We start from the raw sequence: 17825 nt of genomic DNA, 5'->3' as shown, positions 1-17825 counted from the left end.
AATTATTTAATCTCTTTAATAAAGGCATCTTTATTGATTTTTTCACGAATTTCACTAAGTCTGCTTTGCGCTTCTTGTTTTGAAGCAAAAGGACCGATAAGCAAACGATTATTATCTCCTGATTTTTGCATACGATAGCTAAATTGATTTGATTCAATGAGTCCTAGCAATTGTTTATTTGGAGCAAATTTACTAAAAGAACCCACTTGCACATAAAAACCTTTTGTTGCTTCACGACCTTCAAGCGCAGACTCATTGACTTTTACATCTTTAAAAGAATCTGCAGGATTTTGTCTTGGATGTTCCACCCTTGAAACCTGTGGCTTAGTTGTTTGCGGCTTACTTGGCTCAATAGGCTGGGAAGGTTGAGTAACCCTTGTATCGGTTTTAGATTCTGGAGCACTTGGTAAATTTTGCGCACCTTGTTTTGCTTGTTCAGCTTTAATTTGTTCAATAATTCTTTGGAATTGATCATCACTATTTGTGTTTTCTTGGATTGGCTCTTGTCTAAAATCGTTAGTTTGCGCATTTTGTTGCAGATTTGCTTGTTGCTCTACACGCTCTAAGGGCTTTTGTGCTTCCATTTGTATTTCTTTTTCCTTAGAATCACCCTGTAACATATACACCACCAAAATCACAACCGCAAACAAAAGCACACCAATTGCACTTAATAATACTATTTTCTTGCCGCCCCCGCTCTTTAGTTCATCAGCATCATCATTATTGCTAATCAACAAATCATCAAGCTCTAATTCTCTTTGCTCTTTTTTATTTGGCTCTAATTCTGTCATTTTCTCTCCTTTACATATGTCTCGACCAAGATGCACCACGCTCTTTTTGATAAACATCATATGGAATCGCTAAAATATTAAAACTTCTTGGAATATCCAATGATGGAAACATTTTCCACTCTGTTGGCATTTTTTGTGAAAGCTTTGCTCCTAACATTTTTGCTAACTGACAAGCTTCCTGAAAAGTTGTGTGTCCCTTATGCACATACAAATGCAAATGTCCAGAAGTTTTTGTGTGATAAGCAGTAAAGTTAATAAACCCTTCTTCTCTTAATAAGAGTTGCGCACGATGCCAAAAACGTTCTGCATTAAATCCATTATAATCAAAGACAATATTTTCTACCTTATCATGCGCATTAATTAGCGAGTGAGCAATAGTAATCTCTTTTTTAAAATGGCTTTGCAATAAATTTCTAGTAATAGGCTCATCTACTCTTTTAAACTTATCATAAAATATTCTTCCATTATGTTGGGTCTTTGTTCCTAATCCACGCTCTTTAATCCAATAGTGCGATGTGATCATTTTAATCAATTTTAAATCCATATCAGTTACCACTGCATCACTCCTTACTAGAAAATTGCTTTATCATACACTGGAAATTGTAGCGCAAGTTCCTTTAATTCCATTTTTATTTTCTCTTGTTTTTGTGTATTTTGAATATCATCTAAAATATCAGCAATTCTATGTGCTACAATATCAAACTCTTTTTCTTTAAATCCTCTAGCTGTAAGTGCTGGAGACCCAATCCTTACACCGCTTGTAACAAATGGGCTTCTAGTTTCGCCCGGAACAGTATTTTTATTTACCGTAATTCCTGCATTTCCTAATGCTAAATCTGCATCTTTTCCGCTAAATTCTCTATCAAGTAAAGACAACAAGACCAAATGATTATCTGTTCCATCGCTTACAATTTTATAACCTCTTTGCATTAACACACTTGCTAGAATCTTTGCATTAACCTTTACTTGCTTTGCATATTCTTTCCAAGATGGCTTTAGATTCTCTCCAAAACCAACAGCTTTACCAGCAATCACATGCATAAGCGGACCTCCTTGCATACCCGGAAACACAGCCTTATCAATTTTCTTTGCATATTCCTCATTGTTTGTTAAGATTAATCCACCTCTTGGACCTCTTAATGTCTTGTGTGTTGTTGTTGTTACGACATCTGCGTATGGGAATGGATTTGCATATTCTCCTGCGACAACAAGTCCAGCAACATGTGCAATATCTGCCATCAAAATCGCCCCAACACTATCAGCAATTTCTCGAAATCTAGCAAAATCTAACACCCTAGAATATGCACTAAATCCGCAAACTATTAAGTTTGGCTTCACAATTTTTGCAATCTCTGCAACTTTGTCATAATTAATTTTCCCATCAAGCTCCACGCCATAAAAGAAACTTTGATACATCTGTCCAGTAATACTTACCTTTGCACCATGTGTTAAATGCCCTCCATGGCTTAAATCCATTCCCAAAATCTTATCATGAGGCTTTAAAAGCGCAGAATATACTGCCGCATTTGCTTGACTTCCAGCGTGGGGTTGCACATTTGCAAAAGCACAGCCAAAAAGCTCTTTTGCGCGTTCAATAGCAATCTCTTCAATCTTATCTACAAATTCACAACCTCCATAATAGCGTTTATAAGGATAACCTTCGGCATATTTATTTGTCAAAACACTTCCCATAGCTTCCATTACACTAGGAAAAGTGAAATTTTCACTAGCAATCATTTCTAAATGTGTATTCTGACGCTCCAATTCTTGGTTAATTAATTCTAAAATTCTTGAATCAGTCTGCTCTAAAATACAACTCATCTTTTATCCTTTTCATTAATTTCTTTTTTCTGTAACTTCAAAGCGGGAAATAAAATCACATCTTTAATGCTAGTATTGCCTGTTAAAAGCATGACAAGTCTATCAATTCCTATCCCTTCTCCAGCAGTTGGTGGCATTCCATAAGAAAGCGCAGTAACATAATCTTCATCCATATATTGTGCTTCCTCATCACCTGCTTCTTTTGCCGCAACTTGCGCTTTAAACCGCTCTAATTGGTCTAAAGGATCATTTAATTCACTAAATCCATTAGCAATCTCACTTCCGCCAATAAACAATTCAAATCTATCTGCAATTTCTGGATTTACGTCATTGCGTCTTGCTAAAGGACTAATAGCAATTGGAAAATCTGTGATAAAAGTTGGATTGATTAATTTTTCTTCCACAAAAGCATCAAAAGCTTCACTTTGTAATTTACCTAGCTCCATTTTAGATTCCAACTTCACATTATGGCTTAGAAGATACTCATACAGCGCATTTTCATTTATTACAACTTCTTTAGGGATTCCACCAATCTCCACTAACGCATCAACATAAGTAATCTCTTTAAACGCACTAAAATCAATGGAATTGCCATTAAATTCTAGCTGTTTTGGCAAATTTAATGTTTCTAGCAAATCATAAAAAAGTTCTTTTGTAATTGCGATTAAATCCTTATAATCTTTATATGCCCAATAAAACTCAATCATCGTAAATTCTGGATTATGGGAATGGTCCATTCCTTCGTTTCTAAAATTACGATTAATCTCAAATACAGCTTCAAATCCACCAACAATTAAACGTTTTAGATAAAGCTCTGGTGCGATTCTAAGATAACGCTCCACATTTAGCGCGTTATGATAAGTTATAAAAGGTTTTGCATTTGCTCCTCCGGGGATTGGGTGCATCATTGGAGTTTCAACTTCTAAAAAACCTTTAGATTCAAAAAATTTGCGCACACAAGATACAATGCGTGAGCGTAAAATAAAACTATCACGCACTTCTTTATTCATAATCAAATCTAAATATCTTTGGCGATAGCGCAACTCAATATCCACTAAACCATGATATTTTTCAGGTAGTGGAGAAATTGCTTTTGTTAGAATCTTAAAATCTAAAGCATGCAGGCTTAATTCTCCTGTTTTGGTAACAAAAGGAAAGCCCTTTGCCATAACAATATCACCCACTTCAATATATTTTTTAAAAATTTCAAAATTCTCATTTAGTTCATTTTTAGATAAATACACCTGCAATATGCCGCTATAATCTTCAATCTTAATAAAAGCTGCCTTTCCCATTAGGCGGATAAATTTGATTCTTCCAGCGACTTGCGCACTTTTGCTTATATCTTTCTTTTCTTCTAAATCTTGCACATTTGCATAGGTTGTCAAAAAATCTTGTGTGCTAATCTCTTTTATGATTCCATTGCAATAAGGATTAATCCCCATTTCACGTAATGTATTGGCTTTTGTAATTCTTCCTGCTACATACATATCGTTTTCAAACATGGCAATCCCTATCTACATCTTTTCTAAATTTTCTAATACCGGTTTTGCTTCTTGCACAAAATCAAGTTTAATGATTGCTTCTCCTGTGCTTTTTAACATAGGATAAAGATAGCTATTTTGTGTTTTACTCTCAATAAAACTTTTTGCAAACTGAATATTTGTAAGAGCCGCAATGATAATTGCAAAAATCATAAATACTTTTAATCCTCCAAATACAAAACCCAATAAACGATTGACAACTCCTAATACACTTAATTTTGCTAGTTTTTGTAACACTTCTGCAATAAGCAATGCACCAACCCAAACTACAACAAGTATAACTAAAAATCCAATAAGGGTTATCGCGGAAGGATTTTTAAACGCATAGACATTTGCGCTAATCCACCCACCAACACTATCTGCATACACAGAAGCAACATACACACCACCGACAATTCCTGCTAATCCAAAAAACTCCCTAATAAATCCATTAATCGCACCACGAATCGCAAGAAAAAAAATCAAAACCCCAACAACAATATCAAACCAGCTAAACTCCATTACACACCCTAGCAAAAATTTAAATAATAAAAGGCTTATTCTACACAAAACTAGCATAAAAAAAAATTATGCTACAATAAATTTACACATATTTTAAAGACTCTTTACAAAAAGGATAAAAATGGCAGCAAAAGAACATAGTTTTGATATTTCTGCAAAGGTAGATATTCAAGAATTTAAAAATGCCTTAGAGCAGGCAAAAAAAGAAATTGATAATCGCTTTGATTTTAAAGATGATAAGGCAAAAGAGCTAAATTTCAACGAAAAAGACAAAACATTAAGTATTTTGGCAACAAGTTCCAATAAAGCAAAATCTATTAAAGATATTTTGGATTCCAAACTCATTAAACGCAACCTTTCTTTAAAAGTTTTAAAAGAAATCAAAGAAGAATCCGCAAGCGGCGGCAACACAAAAATCACATACAAACTTAATGATACCCTAGATGATAAAAGCGCAAAAGCCATTAACGCCGCAATTAAAAATGAAAAATTTAAAGTTAGCACACAAATTCAAGGCAATGAAATTCGCGTTAAAGCTAAAGATATTGATGAATTGCAAAAAGTCATTGCACATTTACGCAAAATGGAATTAGAAGTTTCTTTAAGTTTTGGAAATTTCGCGTGAGTGCCAAAAACAACTTAAAACCTCAACAAAAAGAAGGAATTTTAGAATCCCTTTTGCATTATGAAACACTCACAAACAAAACTTATGCAGCTTTAGCTGGAATCCTTTGTGCTTTATTTTTAAGTGCATTTATTTATTTAGAACATTTTCTTGAGGAAAAAAACTTCCCAATCTACTCCACAATCTGCGCAATTTTAGGATTCTTTTTATTTTTTAAACTCTCTCGTTTTGGGGCATTTATTTGTGGTGGAATTTTAGGAATCTTATGGTTTTATTGGGTGGGTTTTAGTTTAAGATTCTATGATTTTACTTATCTAATTCCATTGGTTTGGATTGTATTTTTTATTGTGTATGGAGTGCTGTTTTATCTCTTTTGCTTTTTTTCTAATCCTTTTTATCGCTTATTTGCTTTAACGCTTTCTAGCTTTATCCACCCTTTTGGTTTTAACTGGTTTATTATGGAATCTATCCTTGTTAAAAGTTATTTTTTTCCTTCTAAATTTATACTTTTTTTACTCCTTTGTAGCATTGTAATACTAATTGCACTACTTGCTAAAAAATTTTACAAAACAAGCCTAATTTGGCTGATTGCTTTTTGTATTTTACTTCCATCAAATACAGCAATTAAAACAGACCCAAACAATATTCCTTTAAAAATAAAAACAACGCGCTTTGAGATTCCACAAAATTTACGCTGGAAAACCGACCAAATCCACCCAATTATCCTACAAAACTTTAATGCAATTACACAAGCTAAAAATGAAGGTTATGATGTAATTATTCTCCCTGAAACCGCATTTCCACTAAGCTTAAACTTACAATCGCAACTTTTAGAAGAATTAAAACAACAAAGCAATGGAATCGCAATTTTAACTGGGGCAATTTATCAAGATTCCACACAAGAAAATACAAATTTTTTCAACAGCGCGTATTTGTTCCAAAATGGTGAAATGCAAGTTTTTAATAAACTGATTTTAGTTCCTTTTGGAGAGAAGATTCCACTCCCAGCACCTCTTACAAAATGGATTAACAAAACTTTTTTTCAAGGGGCAGATGATTTTATGACGCAAGATTTTAAAGCACCTAATTTTGCATATATCAAAAACCAAAGATTCCAAATTGCTATTTGCTATGAAGCCACAAGAGATGAATTTTATGTAAATTCCCCAAGCAATCTTATCGCAATTAGCAACAACGCATGGTTTGCCCCCAGCACTGAACCCACACTTCAAAAACTACTCATGCTCTATTTTGCTAAAAATCATGGCACGAGAGTCTATCACTCTAGCAATGCTTCAGCAGATTTTACGCTAGATTAGCCACAATATTTTTGTGAAATCACTCTCTTGCTAGGCCACTCCAACGCGCTTAATGTAGCATTTGGAAGCCTACTATAATACACGCAACCTGTATCAATTGCAGCAAAATTTTCTGTTATCAAAACGCCTTCTTTTTGCACATCATGTCCAAAAACATTAAAAATATCTACATCATTTCTTTTATAGGATTTCCCATAATGCTTTAAGCGATTCCAACAATACTCTTCACTTATTTTTTTGCCATACAAAGGCAATCCAAATCCATGTGAAATAAAAAGATTCTTCCCAGATTCATCTGGATATTCCATTTCTAAATACAAAGGAAGATTTTCAAAATATTCTAAATGTTTTTTTAAATGCTTAATTTTTCCATCTTTTGCATAACTTTGGATAGTTTCTCTTCCTCCATTTTCTATCCAAACACCCTCACGTTCCACAGAGGCAGAATTATAAAACTCCATCATTAAAATTTCGTGATTCCCTAAAACACAAGGATATTTTCCAAAAATTACAAATTCAACTACTTCACAAGATTCTGTTCCTCTATCTACTAAATCCCCTACAAAAATCATCTGCGACTTTTCCTTCTGGGGAAGATTCTCTATAAGTGCGCACAAAGTCTTATAACAACCATGCACATCACCAATAATATATAAAGGGCGTTTAAAATCCAAGTCAAAATCAACCTGCATTACATTCCAATAGCAACCAATACAAAATAACAAATCGCACTAAAAATCGCCGATGCTGGCACGGTGATTACCCATGCAGCGATAATTTTATTAATAGCAGAACGTTTAACTAATTCTTCTTGATAAGCTTCTTTAAGTCTTTTTTGTTCTTTTTTCTTCAATTCCGGAATATCAATATTTTTAATTTTCTTTTTGGATTCCTTTCTATCAATGCTGTTTAAAATCGCTCTTTTTCTGCGAACAGAAGCATTACGAAATTTATCTAAAAATTCTTTGACCTTTTCGCTATCCTCGCCCTTGCGAGATTCCAAAATCTTAAATTCCATTTCTTTATATTGCCGCTTAAGATGCTCACGCAAAAACCCTATACCAAATATCGCACCAATCGCAATATGCGTAGAGCTTACAGGCATTCCTAGCTCACTTGCTATTAGCACTGTTAGAGCAGCACTCATCGCAATACAATAAGCACGCATTTGGTCTAACTCTGTAATCTCACTTCCTACCGTGCGGATAAGTCTAGGTCCAAAAAGCGCAAGCCCAATAGAGATTCCAAGCCCACCAATAAGCATAACCCAAAAAGGCACACTCATATTACCAAACTCAAATGCAATTTTTAAAGAATTATTAATTGCAGCCAAAGGTCCCACAGCATTTGCAACATCATTTGCACCATGTGCGAAACTCAAAAGTGCCACAGCAAAAATTAATGGAAGCGTAAAAAGTTTGTTGATTTCTTCTTTTTTATTTTCCATTTTTTCTAAAGTTTTTCTAATAATAGGTTTCACAATAAAAAGCACAACGACAGCGATTACTACACTAAGTCCAAAAGCAATTTTGCTATCTAATGTGATAATATGTCGCAAACCTTTATTAATCAGATACAAACTAAATGCCCAAGTCATAAAAGCTATCAAATAAGGCACAATATGTTCTGCGGACATTTTTTTGTTCTTTTTATAGGTAATTGTATGCTTGATAAAAAATAATAAAACTGCTGCGATGATTCCACCCATAACAGGAGAAATCACCCAACTTCCAACAATTCCGCCTAGCTTACTCCAATTTGCTACTCCAAATCCACCTGCTGCGATTCCAGAACCTAGAATCCCACCAACAATAGCGTGGGTTGTAGAAACAGGTGCGCCAATCACGGTGGCAATGTTTAACCAAATCGCACCAGAAATTAATGCGGCAAGCATTAAAGTAACAAACTGCTTTTGGTCGCCAATCGCATCTACAGAAACGATTCCAGAACCCACGGTGCTTACTACTTCTCCACCAGCAATCAATGCCCCTAAAATCTCACATATTGCTGCAATAATAATCGCTCCTGTCATTGTCAAAGCTTTAGAGCCTACCGCTGGTCCCATATTGTTTGCAACATCATTTGCTCCAATATTAAGAGCCATATATCCGCCAACAATTGCTGCAAATCCTAATAAAATCGGATTCGTAACTTCTTCTGCAAAAGCAACCATTACAATAATGACAAGCACAAATATAAAGATAACACTTGCTTTTTGCAAGCCTTCTTTATTGATTTTAAACCCTTTATCCGGATGTAAAAAATTTTCCATTTGATTCCTTTGTTGATTTTGTGATTCTGTAGAAAAACACATTTAGACCAAAACCCAATAAACCTAAGTTAATTTTACTTTTCCTTTTATTTAATATTGCTTTATTAACAAGATTAATTCTGAAAATTTATCACTTAAAGTAACTTTTTTAAAAAGAAATTTCAGAAATTAATGATTGTGCAGATAATACATTTGCATTAAAAAGAAGCGTTATTCAATCTAATTTTTTAATCAAATTTTCTTTTGCTATTTCATTTTTGGAATACTCTTTGCTTTTACTCCATATAAATTCAGGCTTAAAGCCTAGCATAAGGAAATGCAATGCAACATCAACTTAAATCTCTCAACACCTTGTTTTTAGTAATTTCAGGTTTTATCACTGCAAGTTTTTTAAGTGCTTGCGCAACCACAGAACCAAAAATTTCATTTCGCCCGCCCGCTTATGTAGAGGAATTGCCTCCCAAAGAAGAAGAAGATAATTTTGGAAATCCCGGAAGTATTTTTGGAAAAGGTGATAATCTCTTATTCTCTGACCGTCGAGCAATGCAGCTTAATGATTTAGTAACAGTAATTATCAACCAAACTGCACAAGCAACTTCAAGTGCAAATAAAAACCTTAATGAAACATCAAATGCAACACTAACAGGACCGGGAATCACATTTGGAGGACCAAGCCAAAGTATTGGTAACCTTACAAATAAACTCAACAATCTTACAGCATTTGGAATCACTACTGGACAAAATACCTCAACCTTTCAAGGCACAGGCTCACAAAATCGTCAAGAGGCATTTTCTACTACCATTGCAGCACGTATCATCAAAATCTTGCAAAATGGCAATTATTTCATTGAAGGAAGTCGGGAAATTCTTATTAATGGAGAAAAACAAATTATTCACTTAAGTGGAGTTGTGCGTCCTAATGATATTGCACGAGACAATACAATAGAATCACGCTTTATTGCTGATGCTAAAATTATGTATGATACACAAGGAGAACTCAAAAGAAGCACAGAAAAAGGTTGGGGAACAAAACTTATTGAATCTGTTTGGCCTTTTTAAAGGCTTATTTAGGCTACATTAAGATACAATACGCAAATCTCTATTTTGAAAGGATTTGCGGTGCAAACTCAATATTTTATTGGAACTCGTGGGGGAGAAGATTCAGGTATTACTTTTGAAAATGCTGTTCTTAGCCCAAGTGCTTCTTATGGTGGATTATATACTCTAAAAAAACTTCCAAAATTTAGCGAAGATGAGATTAAAGAATTTTCTGAACTAAGTTATGAAGAGCTAACAAGAATCATTTTAAATAAGTTAGGCTTAAATATTCCAAGGGAGTTACTTCATGAGGCTTTGTCATTATATGAAAATTTTGATGACAAAACTTGTCCAGCACCAATGTATCTAATGACGCCTTATTTAAGTGTCCAAAAACTTTATTGTGGTCCAACACGAGCTTTTAAAGATATGGCTCTTCAACCTTTTGGTGTGCTTTTTAGTGGATTTCTACACAATAATAGAAATGCGCATAATTATTTAATTTTAGTTGCAACAAGCGGAGATACAGGACCAGCCACACTCCAAAGCTTTGCAAACAAACCAAACATCAAAGTTGTTTGCATTTATCCTCACAATGCAACAAGTGATGTGCAACGCCTACAAATGACGACTGTTAATGCTGATAATATTGCTGTTTTTGGAATTCATGGAAATTTTGATGACGCGCAAAATGCTCTTAAAGCAATGCTAAAAGATTCAAAATTTAACGCGATACTAAGATCTAAGAATACCTCATTAAGTGCTGCAAATAGTGTAAATTTTGGCAGAATTGCATTCCAAATTATCTATCATATTTATGCAAGTTTGCAAATTCATAAAATCAATGGAGAAAAAGTGCATACAATAGTTCCTAGCGGAAATTTTGGTAATGCACTAGGTGCGTTTTATGCAAAACTTATGGGATTCCCAATTGAACGCATTTGGATTGCCTCTAATGCAAACAATATTTTGACAGAATTTATCGACACAGGCGTGTATGATATTTCTCATAAAACTCTACAAAAAACTTACTCTCCTGCAATGGATATTTTAAAAAGCTCTAATATTGAGAGAATGCTCTTTGCACTTTTTGATTCCTATCGCACAAGAGAATTTATGGAATCTCTAGAGAGCACTGGAAAATACACATTAAGTAAAGAGGAGTTAATTTGGGTGCAAAATTATTTTAGTGCAACAAGTTGCAATGATGATTTCTGCCTTAAAACAATTAAAGCATATGCAAAAAAAGGCTATATTATCGACCCACACACAGCATGCGGAATCAAAGCCTACGAAACGATTCAAGCTAAATATCCTAATGCAAAATGCGTGCTATGCTCAACAGCAGAATGGACAAAATTCGCCCCAACATTAGCAAAAGCTCTTGACCTTGGTGATTTAAGCGATAAAGAAGCCCTAGAAACTATTGCACAAACCTATAGAACTCTGATTCCAGAGCAAATTACTGCGTTATTTAATCAAGAAGAAATCCACAAAAAAGTGATTCAGAAAGAAGAATTATTTGATAGTATTTTGCAATGGTTATAAAGGAATAGATTATGCTTTATTTTTCTGATTTACTTTTGAGGCTTCAAGAATTTTGGCATAAACAAGGCTGTCTAATCATTCAACCTTATGATATTCCAGCAGGAGCTGGGACATTTCACCCTGCCACACTTTTAAGAAGTTTAGATACTAAACCTTGGAGTGTTGCTTATGTTGCTCCATCGCGCCGCCCCACAGATGGACGCTATGGAGAAAATCCAAATAGACTAGGAAGTTATTATCAATTTCAAGTGCTAATCAAGCCTAGCCCCAATAATATTCAAGAGCTTTATTTAAAAAGCTTAGAATATTTAGGCTTAAATCTAAAAGAACATGATGTGCGCTTCATAGAAGATAACTGGGAATCGCCAACATTAGGAGCATGGGGTCTTGGCTGGGAAGTGTGGCTTGATGGAATGGAAGTTACACAATTTACTTATTTTCAACAAGTTGGCGGAATCCCTTGCGACCCTGTGGCTGTGGAAATCACCTATGGCACAGAACGTCTTGCAATGTATCTACAAGGCGTAGAAAATGTGTTTGATATTAAATGGAATGCAAATTATACTTACGCGGATGTGCATTTAGAAGGGGAATATGAGTTTTCAAAATACAATTTTGAAATTGCAGATACTTCTATGTTATTTGAATTTTTCACAAAAATGCAGCAGGAAGGGAATCACGCCCTAGAAGCAGGTTTGCCATTGCCTGCTTATGATTGTGCGATGCTTGCAAGCCACCTATTTAATGTCTTAGATGCAAGAAAAGCAATTTCTGCAACTGAACGCCAAAATTACATTTTAAAAATCCGCGAACTTGCAAAAGCTTGCGCAACCCTATATAAAGAACAAGAATCTTCGCGACAAGAACGCCTAGATAAGGTAAAAGCCTAATGCAAACAAGTGATGCGCTTTTAAAAATTTTAGATTCCATTAGCCCTTTTGAATTGCAAGAAAAATGGGATAATTCTGGACTCATTCTAGGTTCTTTAAAGTCAGAATTCCAACACATCTATCTTAGTCTTGAAGTTACCTTAGAAATCTTGACAAAAATGGAATCTAATTCTTTGCTTATCACACACCATCCTTTAATTTTCTCCCCCCTAAAACGCCTAAATTTTGAACAATATCCTGCTAAACTTCTAAAGCTTGCAATCCAAAAAAATATTCAACTCATTGCAATGCACACAAACTTTGACAAAACGCACTTTGGAGATTATGTCGCACACAAAAAACTAGGCATACAAACTTATACAAAAGAGGATTTTGCAATACGCTTTACATGGGAAGATTCCTTAGAAGCATTATTAAAATTTGTCAAAGAAAAGCTCAGAATTTCTAAGCTTAAATACACACAATCTAATTTTAAGATTCCACAAAGTGTTGCTCTTATCACAGGCAGTGGAGGAAGTTTTATTAGAGAATTAAACGACATAGATTGCCTAATTACAGGTGATGTCAAATACCATGAAGCTATGGAGGCACAAGCTCTTGGAATTAATATGATAGATTGTGGGCATTATGAATTAGAGTGTTATTTTGGAGAAATTTTATCCCCAATTTTGACAAATTATGGCTATAAGGCTATAATTTTGCATTCACAAAATCCCTTTAATTTTGTCTAAATAATTTAATCTTTGGAGCCCCTTAATGAATAAACATTTAAGCCAATTAATAGAAATTGCAAATCTTGATAAAGAAATTGATTCTTTTGAACCACGCATAAAAGAAGCAAAAAAAGAACTAAGTGCAATAGAAGACGAAGAAGCTAAACTCAACAATACAGCAGAAGAGTTAAACGCTACTTCAAGAGATATTTCACTTTCAATCCAAAAAAATGAAAATCATTTAGAAGATTTATCTCTAAAACTTGAAGAAATTGCAAACAAAACAAAACTTATCAAAACTGAAAAAGAAAGCAAAGCTTTAAGCCTTGAAGAAGAACTTGCAAAAGAGCAAATTACATTTGCTAATGAGGAAATTACGCGATTAAATGGAATCTTAGAGAATAAAAAAGAAGCATTAAAAGAGTTAGAAAACACAATCAAAACTTTAAAAGAAACTCAAAAAGAAGTGGCACAAAAAGTAGAAGTGGAAGTGCAAAAAGTCAAAGACGCACAAAAAGAAGTCTTCACGCAAAAAGAAGCACTTGTTGGCAAAATGGATCAAAAAATTATCTCCTTTTACGAAAAAATCCGTAAATGGGCTAAAAACACAAGTGTTGTTCCTGTTACGCGTCAAGCTTGCGGGGGTTGTTTTATACGCTTAAATGACAAGATTTATTCAGATGTAATTCGCTCTGATGATATTCTCACTTGCCCACATTGTGGAAGAATTCTGTATAATCAAACAGAAAACTAATTATAAATAAACTATGTATGGTTTATGCCTATTATTTTCTAATGTGTATGGTGCATTTTTGCGCCCTACCTTTTCTTTTTCTTTTAAGTTTCAAACAAAAATATAAAGTTTCCTTAAAAAAGCGTTTCTTTATCCCAACGCCATTACCAAAAGGTGCATATTTTTGGATTCACGCTTGTTCTTTTGGTGAAGTTAAATCCATGCAAAGCATTATTAATTCTCTACAAAGCTCCCTTGATGCAAACCACAAAATTTTATTAACGACCACTACACAAACAGGCTTTAATCTAGCAAAAAAACTTTATCCAAATTGCACGATTGCCTATTTACCTTTTGAAAGCTTTATCCCTTTTTGGCTAAAGGGCAAACAAATTATCAGCCTAACGCTAACAGAAGCAGAATTATGGCTAATGCCTTTATTTTGCGCACATGTAAAAGGAGCAAAAACACTGCTTATTAACGCTAGAATTTCTACGCGTTCCTATCCGCGTTATTTGCGATTCCGTTTTTTTTATGCAAAACTCTTTACTTTTATCCAAAAAATTTTTTGCCAAAGCCCAATAGACAAAACCCGTTTAGAATCTCTAGGTGCAAAAAATATCCAAATCTTTGGCAATCTCAAACTTGCTGAAATTCCACAAGTTCATCAATCCTATACTGCTCCAAATGCTCCTTTATGGGTGATTGCAAGCACTCATAGCAAAAACAATCAAAGTGAAGAAGTCTTGATTTTAAACAATATTTTAAAAGCCTTTTTCGCTAAAAAACAAATCCAAAATCTTCCACATTTCCTCTTTGCTCCACGCCACCCAGAAAGATTCTTAGAAGTTGAACGCGACTTAAATGCAATCTTGCAAGCCAATAATCTTCCTTTGTTACAAAAAACATCGACACAAGGCATACAAAACTCCCTTAATACTCCTTTTATTTTACTAGACACACTAGGGGAACTCAACAATCTCTACGCAATTTCCTATGGTGTAATTCTAGGAGGAAGTTTTTTGCCAAATATCGGCGGACACAACCCTATCGAACCTGCCTATTTTCACACAAAATTAATTAGTGGTCCTTATATTTTTAATCAAGAAGCTTTATTTGCAAGCGTGAAAAACTGCATAATTTGTGAGATAGATAAGCTTGCAGATGTTCTACAAAACCCTTTAGAAAACACTTACATCACTCAAAATCTTGAAATTTCTAAAATCATCAAAAGTATAAAGGAGACCTAAATGCAATCTAACAAATCTCACAAAAAAGCCCTTAAAAAGGATTCCAAACAACAAAACTCTAAAAAAGATTCCACCCAAACACACACAAAAATTCCAAAAGATGCACAAAAAGCTTATAAACTCTTAGCATTACAAGAAAATATTTCTAATAGTGTCGCAAAAGATTTGATTGATAGGGGATTAGTAAGTGCAAATGGAAAAAAAATTCTAATCGCACGTGGATTGCTCTCTCCAAATACACATTTTAATATCCAACAAATCCATAGCATTAAAAAAATTTTTCAAGATGAGAATATCCTAGCTCTTGAAAAACCAGCTTTTTTAACTAGCGAAGAAATTGCCAAAAACTATCCACAATGGGTGCTTTTACACAGACTTGATAAGGAAACAAGTGGAATCTTATTGCTCGTTAAAGACAATAGCCCCTTTCATCTAAAAGCAAAAGAAGCTTTTAAACAACTCAAAGTTACAAAGCACTATACAGCCATTGTCGAAGGAATCTTAGAAGAAGAATGTGAAATCACAGCACCTTTGCTAATCCAAAAGGGACGCAGTGCTAAAGTTAGTGTTAGCAAAACACAAGAAGGGCAAAAAGCCATCACACATATCACACCCATTGAAATCTCTGGCAAAAAAACAAAACTTGATATACAAATCAAAACAGGCAAAACCCACCAAATTCGTGTGCATTTAGCGCATCTAAAACACCCTATTGTTGGAGATACACTCTATGGTGCTAAACCTGCAAATCGTATCTTGCTCCATGCAAGGCATATTGCTTTACTTGGATATGATTTTACCTCTAATGCTCCTAGCGAGTTTATCTTTAAAGATAATCTTTAAAATTTTGATCTTCTGTAGATTCTACATTTTCTTTCTCTATAATCCCCAAGACCTTTGCCGCAAAACCCAATGTCATTCCCTGCACTAACACAGAAATAAAAACCATAAAAAATACTACATTGAAAATAAATTGTGCTTGCTCTAAATGATAAACAAAAGGATAAGTCGCTAAGATAATTGGCACTGCCCCACGCAATCCAACCCAAGAAATAAAAAATTTTTCTTTGCTACCATAGCGACTTTTCGCAAGAGAAAAAAACACTCCTAAAGGACGTGCAATAAACATTAGAACAAATACAAATGCTAATGCTTGCAAAGCAACTTCAGTCAATTGCGAAGGAAACACGAGCAATCCAAGCACTAAAAATACTGTAATTTGCATCATCCATGCAATTGCATCATGAAATGCAATAATATGTGCTTTATATGGAAAAGCAAAACGATTTGTCATAATTCCAGCAATATAAATACTTAAATATCCATTCCCACCAAGTAATGCAGAAAATCCAAATATCATAAATAACCACGCGACACTAATTAGCGGATAAAGACCCGGTTGAGAAATGTTAGCTTTTGCGCAAATCTTTGGAAATACATATCCGCACAAAACTCCAATTGCCCCACCAATAGCAAATTGTCCCATAAGCTGCACAAACCATTCTAATGCAGTTGAACTTTCTTGCATTACAATAAGTTGCAATACAGTAATAGTAAGAAAAATTGCCATAGGGTCATTGCTTCCAGATTCTAATTCCAAGAGAGGTTTAATATTATTTTTAAGTTTAATTTTTTGAGAGCGAAGCACCATAAACACTGCTGCTGCATCTGTAGAAGACACAATAGAGCCTAACAATAATGCTTCTAAAAATGTTACATTCCATATCGCATAGAAAAATCCCGCCAAAACTAATGCTGTAACCAAAACTCCAAGAGTTGCTAGCATAACCCCACTAACAACTACTGGTTTAATTTGCTCCCAATATGTATCAAGCCCTCCACTATATAAAATAAAAATTAGCGCAATACTTCCAACAACTTGTGCTAAAAGAGTATTATCAAAGTCAATCCCTACAACTCCTTCACTGCCTAAAAACATTCCCAAAATTAAAAAAATTAGCAATAAAGGCAATCCAATTTTCTCTGAAATTTTGCTTGCATACACACTTGCAAATAAAATCATACCAACAACAACAATATATACATCTAAATTATTAATAATCTCTAACATTGTATTTCTCTAAATTTTAATACGCGACTGCAAAGCTCTGATGATAGAAAGCTGGTCTACATTTTCCAAGCTCACCCCTGTTGGAACACCTTGTGCAATTTTTGTAAAACACAGCCCAAAATGTTCTAATTTGTCCTCTAAATATAGCATTACACTATCACTTCCAAGCGATGGACTAAATGCAAAGATAATCTCTTTAATTTGATTTTTTGCGATACTTCTCTCTAATTGCTCCAAATCTAACTTTTCAAGACTATCAAGCACAAAATACTTCCCAAAAAACTCTCCACTATCCTCTAACAAAAAAATCTCTCTAGGATTTGCGACAATACAAAGTTCTCCATTATTGCGCGTAGAATCCAAACAAATCTCACACACAGCTTGATTTGTAATCCCACCACATTCCTCACAAACACACAATTCATGGACACAGCATTCAATATTATGCGCAACCTGCAAAGCACTAAATTTATCTTCAAATGCCAAAAAATATGCTAAACGCATTGCAGATTTTCTCCCAACGCTAGGAATCTTTTCTAGCGATTCTACAAGTTTTGCAAAATTTTCAGGATAAGACTTCATTGCTCCATCGTCCAAATAAAATCATAATTAGTAATTATAAATAAGTTTAAATTAAGAATCTATAAAAATTCTACTTATAAACTCAATTTTGTAAAAAATTAAATTTAACCGCTTATAAAACTTTATT

At 34.2% G+C, this 17825-nt stretch carries 18 protein-coding genes; 9 read left to right on the top strand and 9 right to left on the bottom strand.

Features of this window, described 5'->3' with window-relative positions; translation table 11 throughout:
- Positions 1 to 2: 2 nt before the first annotated feature.
- From LS70_RS08490 to LS70_RS08470, 5 genes are read right to left on the bottom strand one after another with little or no spacing between them, the layout of a single operon-like run.
- Positions 3 to 791, bottom strand: a complete 789-nt coding sequence (locus LS70_RS08490) for an SPOR domain-containing protein (protein WP_236096466.1) — start codon at positions 789 to 791, stop codon at positions 3 to 5.
- A 10-nt stretch (positions 792 to 801) separates the two neighbouring features.
- The gene (locus tag LS70_RS08485; protein WP_081949767.1) at positions 802 to 1347 is read right to left on the bottom strand and encodes a DUF1882 domain-containing protein; all 546 of its coding nucleotides are present in this window, start codon (positions 1345 to 1347) and stop codon (positions 802 to 804) included.
- A gap of 14 nt (positions 1348 to 1361) precedes the next feature.
- Positions 1362 to 2612 carry a serine hydroxymethyltransferase gene (locus LS70_RS08480; protein WP_034289674.1) on the bottom strand — a complete coding sequence of 417 codons (1251 nt, stop codon included), beginning with the start codon at positions 2610 to 2612 and terminating at the stop codon, positions 1362 to 1364.
- Positions 2609 to 4117, bottom strand: coding sequence for a lysine--tRNA ligase (gene lysS, locus LS70_RS08475; RefSeq protein WP_034289671.1), 1509 nt, complete (start codon positions 4115 to 4117; stop codon positions 2609 to 2611). The genes LS70_RS08480 and lysS overlap by 4 nt, the downstream gene beginning before the upstream one ends.
- Before the next feature lie 12 nt (positions 4118 to 4129).
- The gene (locus LS70_RS08470; RefSeq protein WP_034289668.1) at positions 4130 to 4657 is read right to left on the bottom strand and encodes a CvpA family protein; all 528 of its coding nucleotides are present in this window, start codon (positions 4655 to 4657) and stop codon (positions 4130 to 4132) included.
- A 121-nt stretch (positions 4658 to 4778) separates the two neighbouring features.
- Between LS70_RS08470 and LS70_RS08465 the strand changes: the two genes are divergently transcribed.
- Together LS70_RS08465 and lnt are read left to right on the top strand one after the other, a co-directional pair.
- Positions 4779 to 5282 carry a YajQ family cyclic di-GMP-binding protein gene (locus LS70_RS08465; RefSeq protein WP_034289665.1) on the top strand — a complete coding sequence of 168 codons (504 nt, stop codon included), beginning with the start codon at positions 4779 to 4781 and terminating at the stop codon, positions 5280 to 5282.
- Positions 5279 to 6601, top strand: coding sequence for an apolipoprotein N-acyltransferase (gene lnt, locus LS70_RS08460; RefSeq protein WP_236096465.1), 1323 nt, complete (start codon positions 5279 to 5281; stop codon positions 6599 to 6601). The genes LS70_RS08465 and lnt overlap by 4 nt, the downstream gene beginning before the upstream one ends.
- On the opposite strand, the gene LS70_RS08455 is transcribed toward lnt, so the two are convergent.
- Positions 6598 to 7293, bottom strand: a complete 696-nt coding sequence (locus LS70_RS08455; RefSeq protein WP_034289662.1) for a metallophosphoesterase family protein — start codon at positions 7291 to 7293, stop codon at positions 6598 to 6600. The genes lnt and LS70_RS08455 overlap by 4 nt on opposite strands.
- Complete coding sequence (locus LS70_RS08450) at positions 7293 to 8873, bottom strand: inorganic phosphate transporter (RefSeq protein ID WP_034289659.1); 1581 nt, start codon at positions 8871 to 8873, stop codon at positions 7293 to 7295. Before LS70_RS08450 ends, LS70_RS08455 begins: the two co-directional genes overlap by 1 nt.
- Before the next feature lie 321 nt (positions 8874 to 9194).
- Between LS70_RS08450 and flgH the strand changes: the two genes are divergently transcribed.
- From flgH to LS70_RS08415, 7 genes are read left to right on the top strand one after another with little or no spacing between them, the layout of a single operon-like run.
- Positions 9195 to 9932: a flagellar basal body L-ring protein FlgH gene (flgH, locus tag LS70_RS08445; RefSeq protein ID WP_034289656.1), complete on the top strand. Its 738-nt coding sequence runs from the start codon at positions 9195 to 9197 to the stop codon at positions 9930 to 9932.
- A 60-nt stretch (positions 9933 to 9992) separates the two neighbouring features.
- Positions 9993 to 11459 (top strand): threonine synthase, encoded by a 1467-nt coding sequence (gene thrC, locus LS70_RS08440; RefSeq protein WP_034289653.1) that lies wholly within the window; start codon positions 9993 to 9995, stop codon positions 11457 to 11459.
- An 11-nt stretch (positions 11460 to 11470) separates the two neighbouring features.
- A complete protein-coding gene (gene glyQ, locus LS70_RS08435; protein WP_034289650.1) occupies positions 11471 to 12349 on the top strand; it encodes a glycine--tRNA ligase subunit alpha in 879 nt (292 codons plus the stop codon).
- Positions 12349 to 13080, top strand: a complete 732-nt coding sequence (locus LS70_RS08430; protein ID WP_034289647.1) for a Nif3-like dinuclear metal center hexameric protein — start codon at positions 12349 to 12351, stop codon at positions 13078 to 13080. Before glyQ ends, LS70_RS08430 begins: the two co-directional genes overlap by 1 nt.
- Before the next feature lie 25 nt (positions 13081 to 13105).
- Positions 13106 to 13816: a zinc ribbon domain-containing protein gene (locus LS70_RS08425; protein ID WP_034289644.1), complete on the top strand. Its 711-nt coding sequence runs from the start codon at positions 13106 to 13108 to the stop codon at positions 13814 to 13816.
- 17 nt (positions 13817 to 13833) lie between these two features.
- Positions 13834 to 15045 carry a lipid IV(A) 3-deoxy-D-manno-octulosonic acid transferase gene (gene waaA, locus LS70_RS08420; protein ID WP_034289641.1) on the top strand — a complete coding sequence of 404 codons (1212 nt, stop codon included), beginning with the start codon at positions 13834 to 13836 and terminating at the stop codon, positions 15043 to 15045.
- The gene (locus LS70_RS08415) at positions 15046 to 15888 is read left to right on the top strand and encodes an RluA family pseudouridine synthase (protein ID WP_081949764.1); all 843 of its coding nucleotides are present in this window, start codon (positions 15046 to 15048) and stop codon (positions 15886 to 15888) included.
- Here the strand turns inward: LS70_RS08415 and LS70_RS08410 are convergent.
- Entirely contained in the window at positions 15872 to 17116 is a 1245-nt protein-coding gene (locus LS70_RS08410; protein ID WP_034289638.1) for a potassium/proton antiporter, read from the bottom strand. The two genes, LS70_RS08415 and LS70_RS08410, sit on opposite strands and share 17 nt — an antisense overlap.
- A gap of 9 nt (positions 17117 to 17125) precedes the next feature.
- The gene (gene recR / locus LS70_RS08405; RefSeq protein ID WP_034289635.1) at positions 17126 to 17698 is read right to left on the bottom strand and encodes a recombination mediator RecR; all 573 of its coding nucleotides are present in this window, start codon (positions 17696 to 17698) and stop codon (positions 17126 to 17128) included.
- Positions 17699 to 17825: the final 127 nt, after the last annotated feature.

Origin of the sequence: Helicobacter sp. MIT 11-5569 (genome assembly GCF_000765695.2) — a bacterium.
GTDB lineage: Bacteria > Campylobacterota > Campylobacteria > Campylobacterales > Helicobacteraceae > Helicobacter_D.
This window is presented reverse-complemented; position numbering and strand designations above follow the sequence as displayed.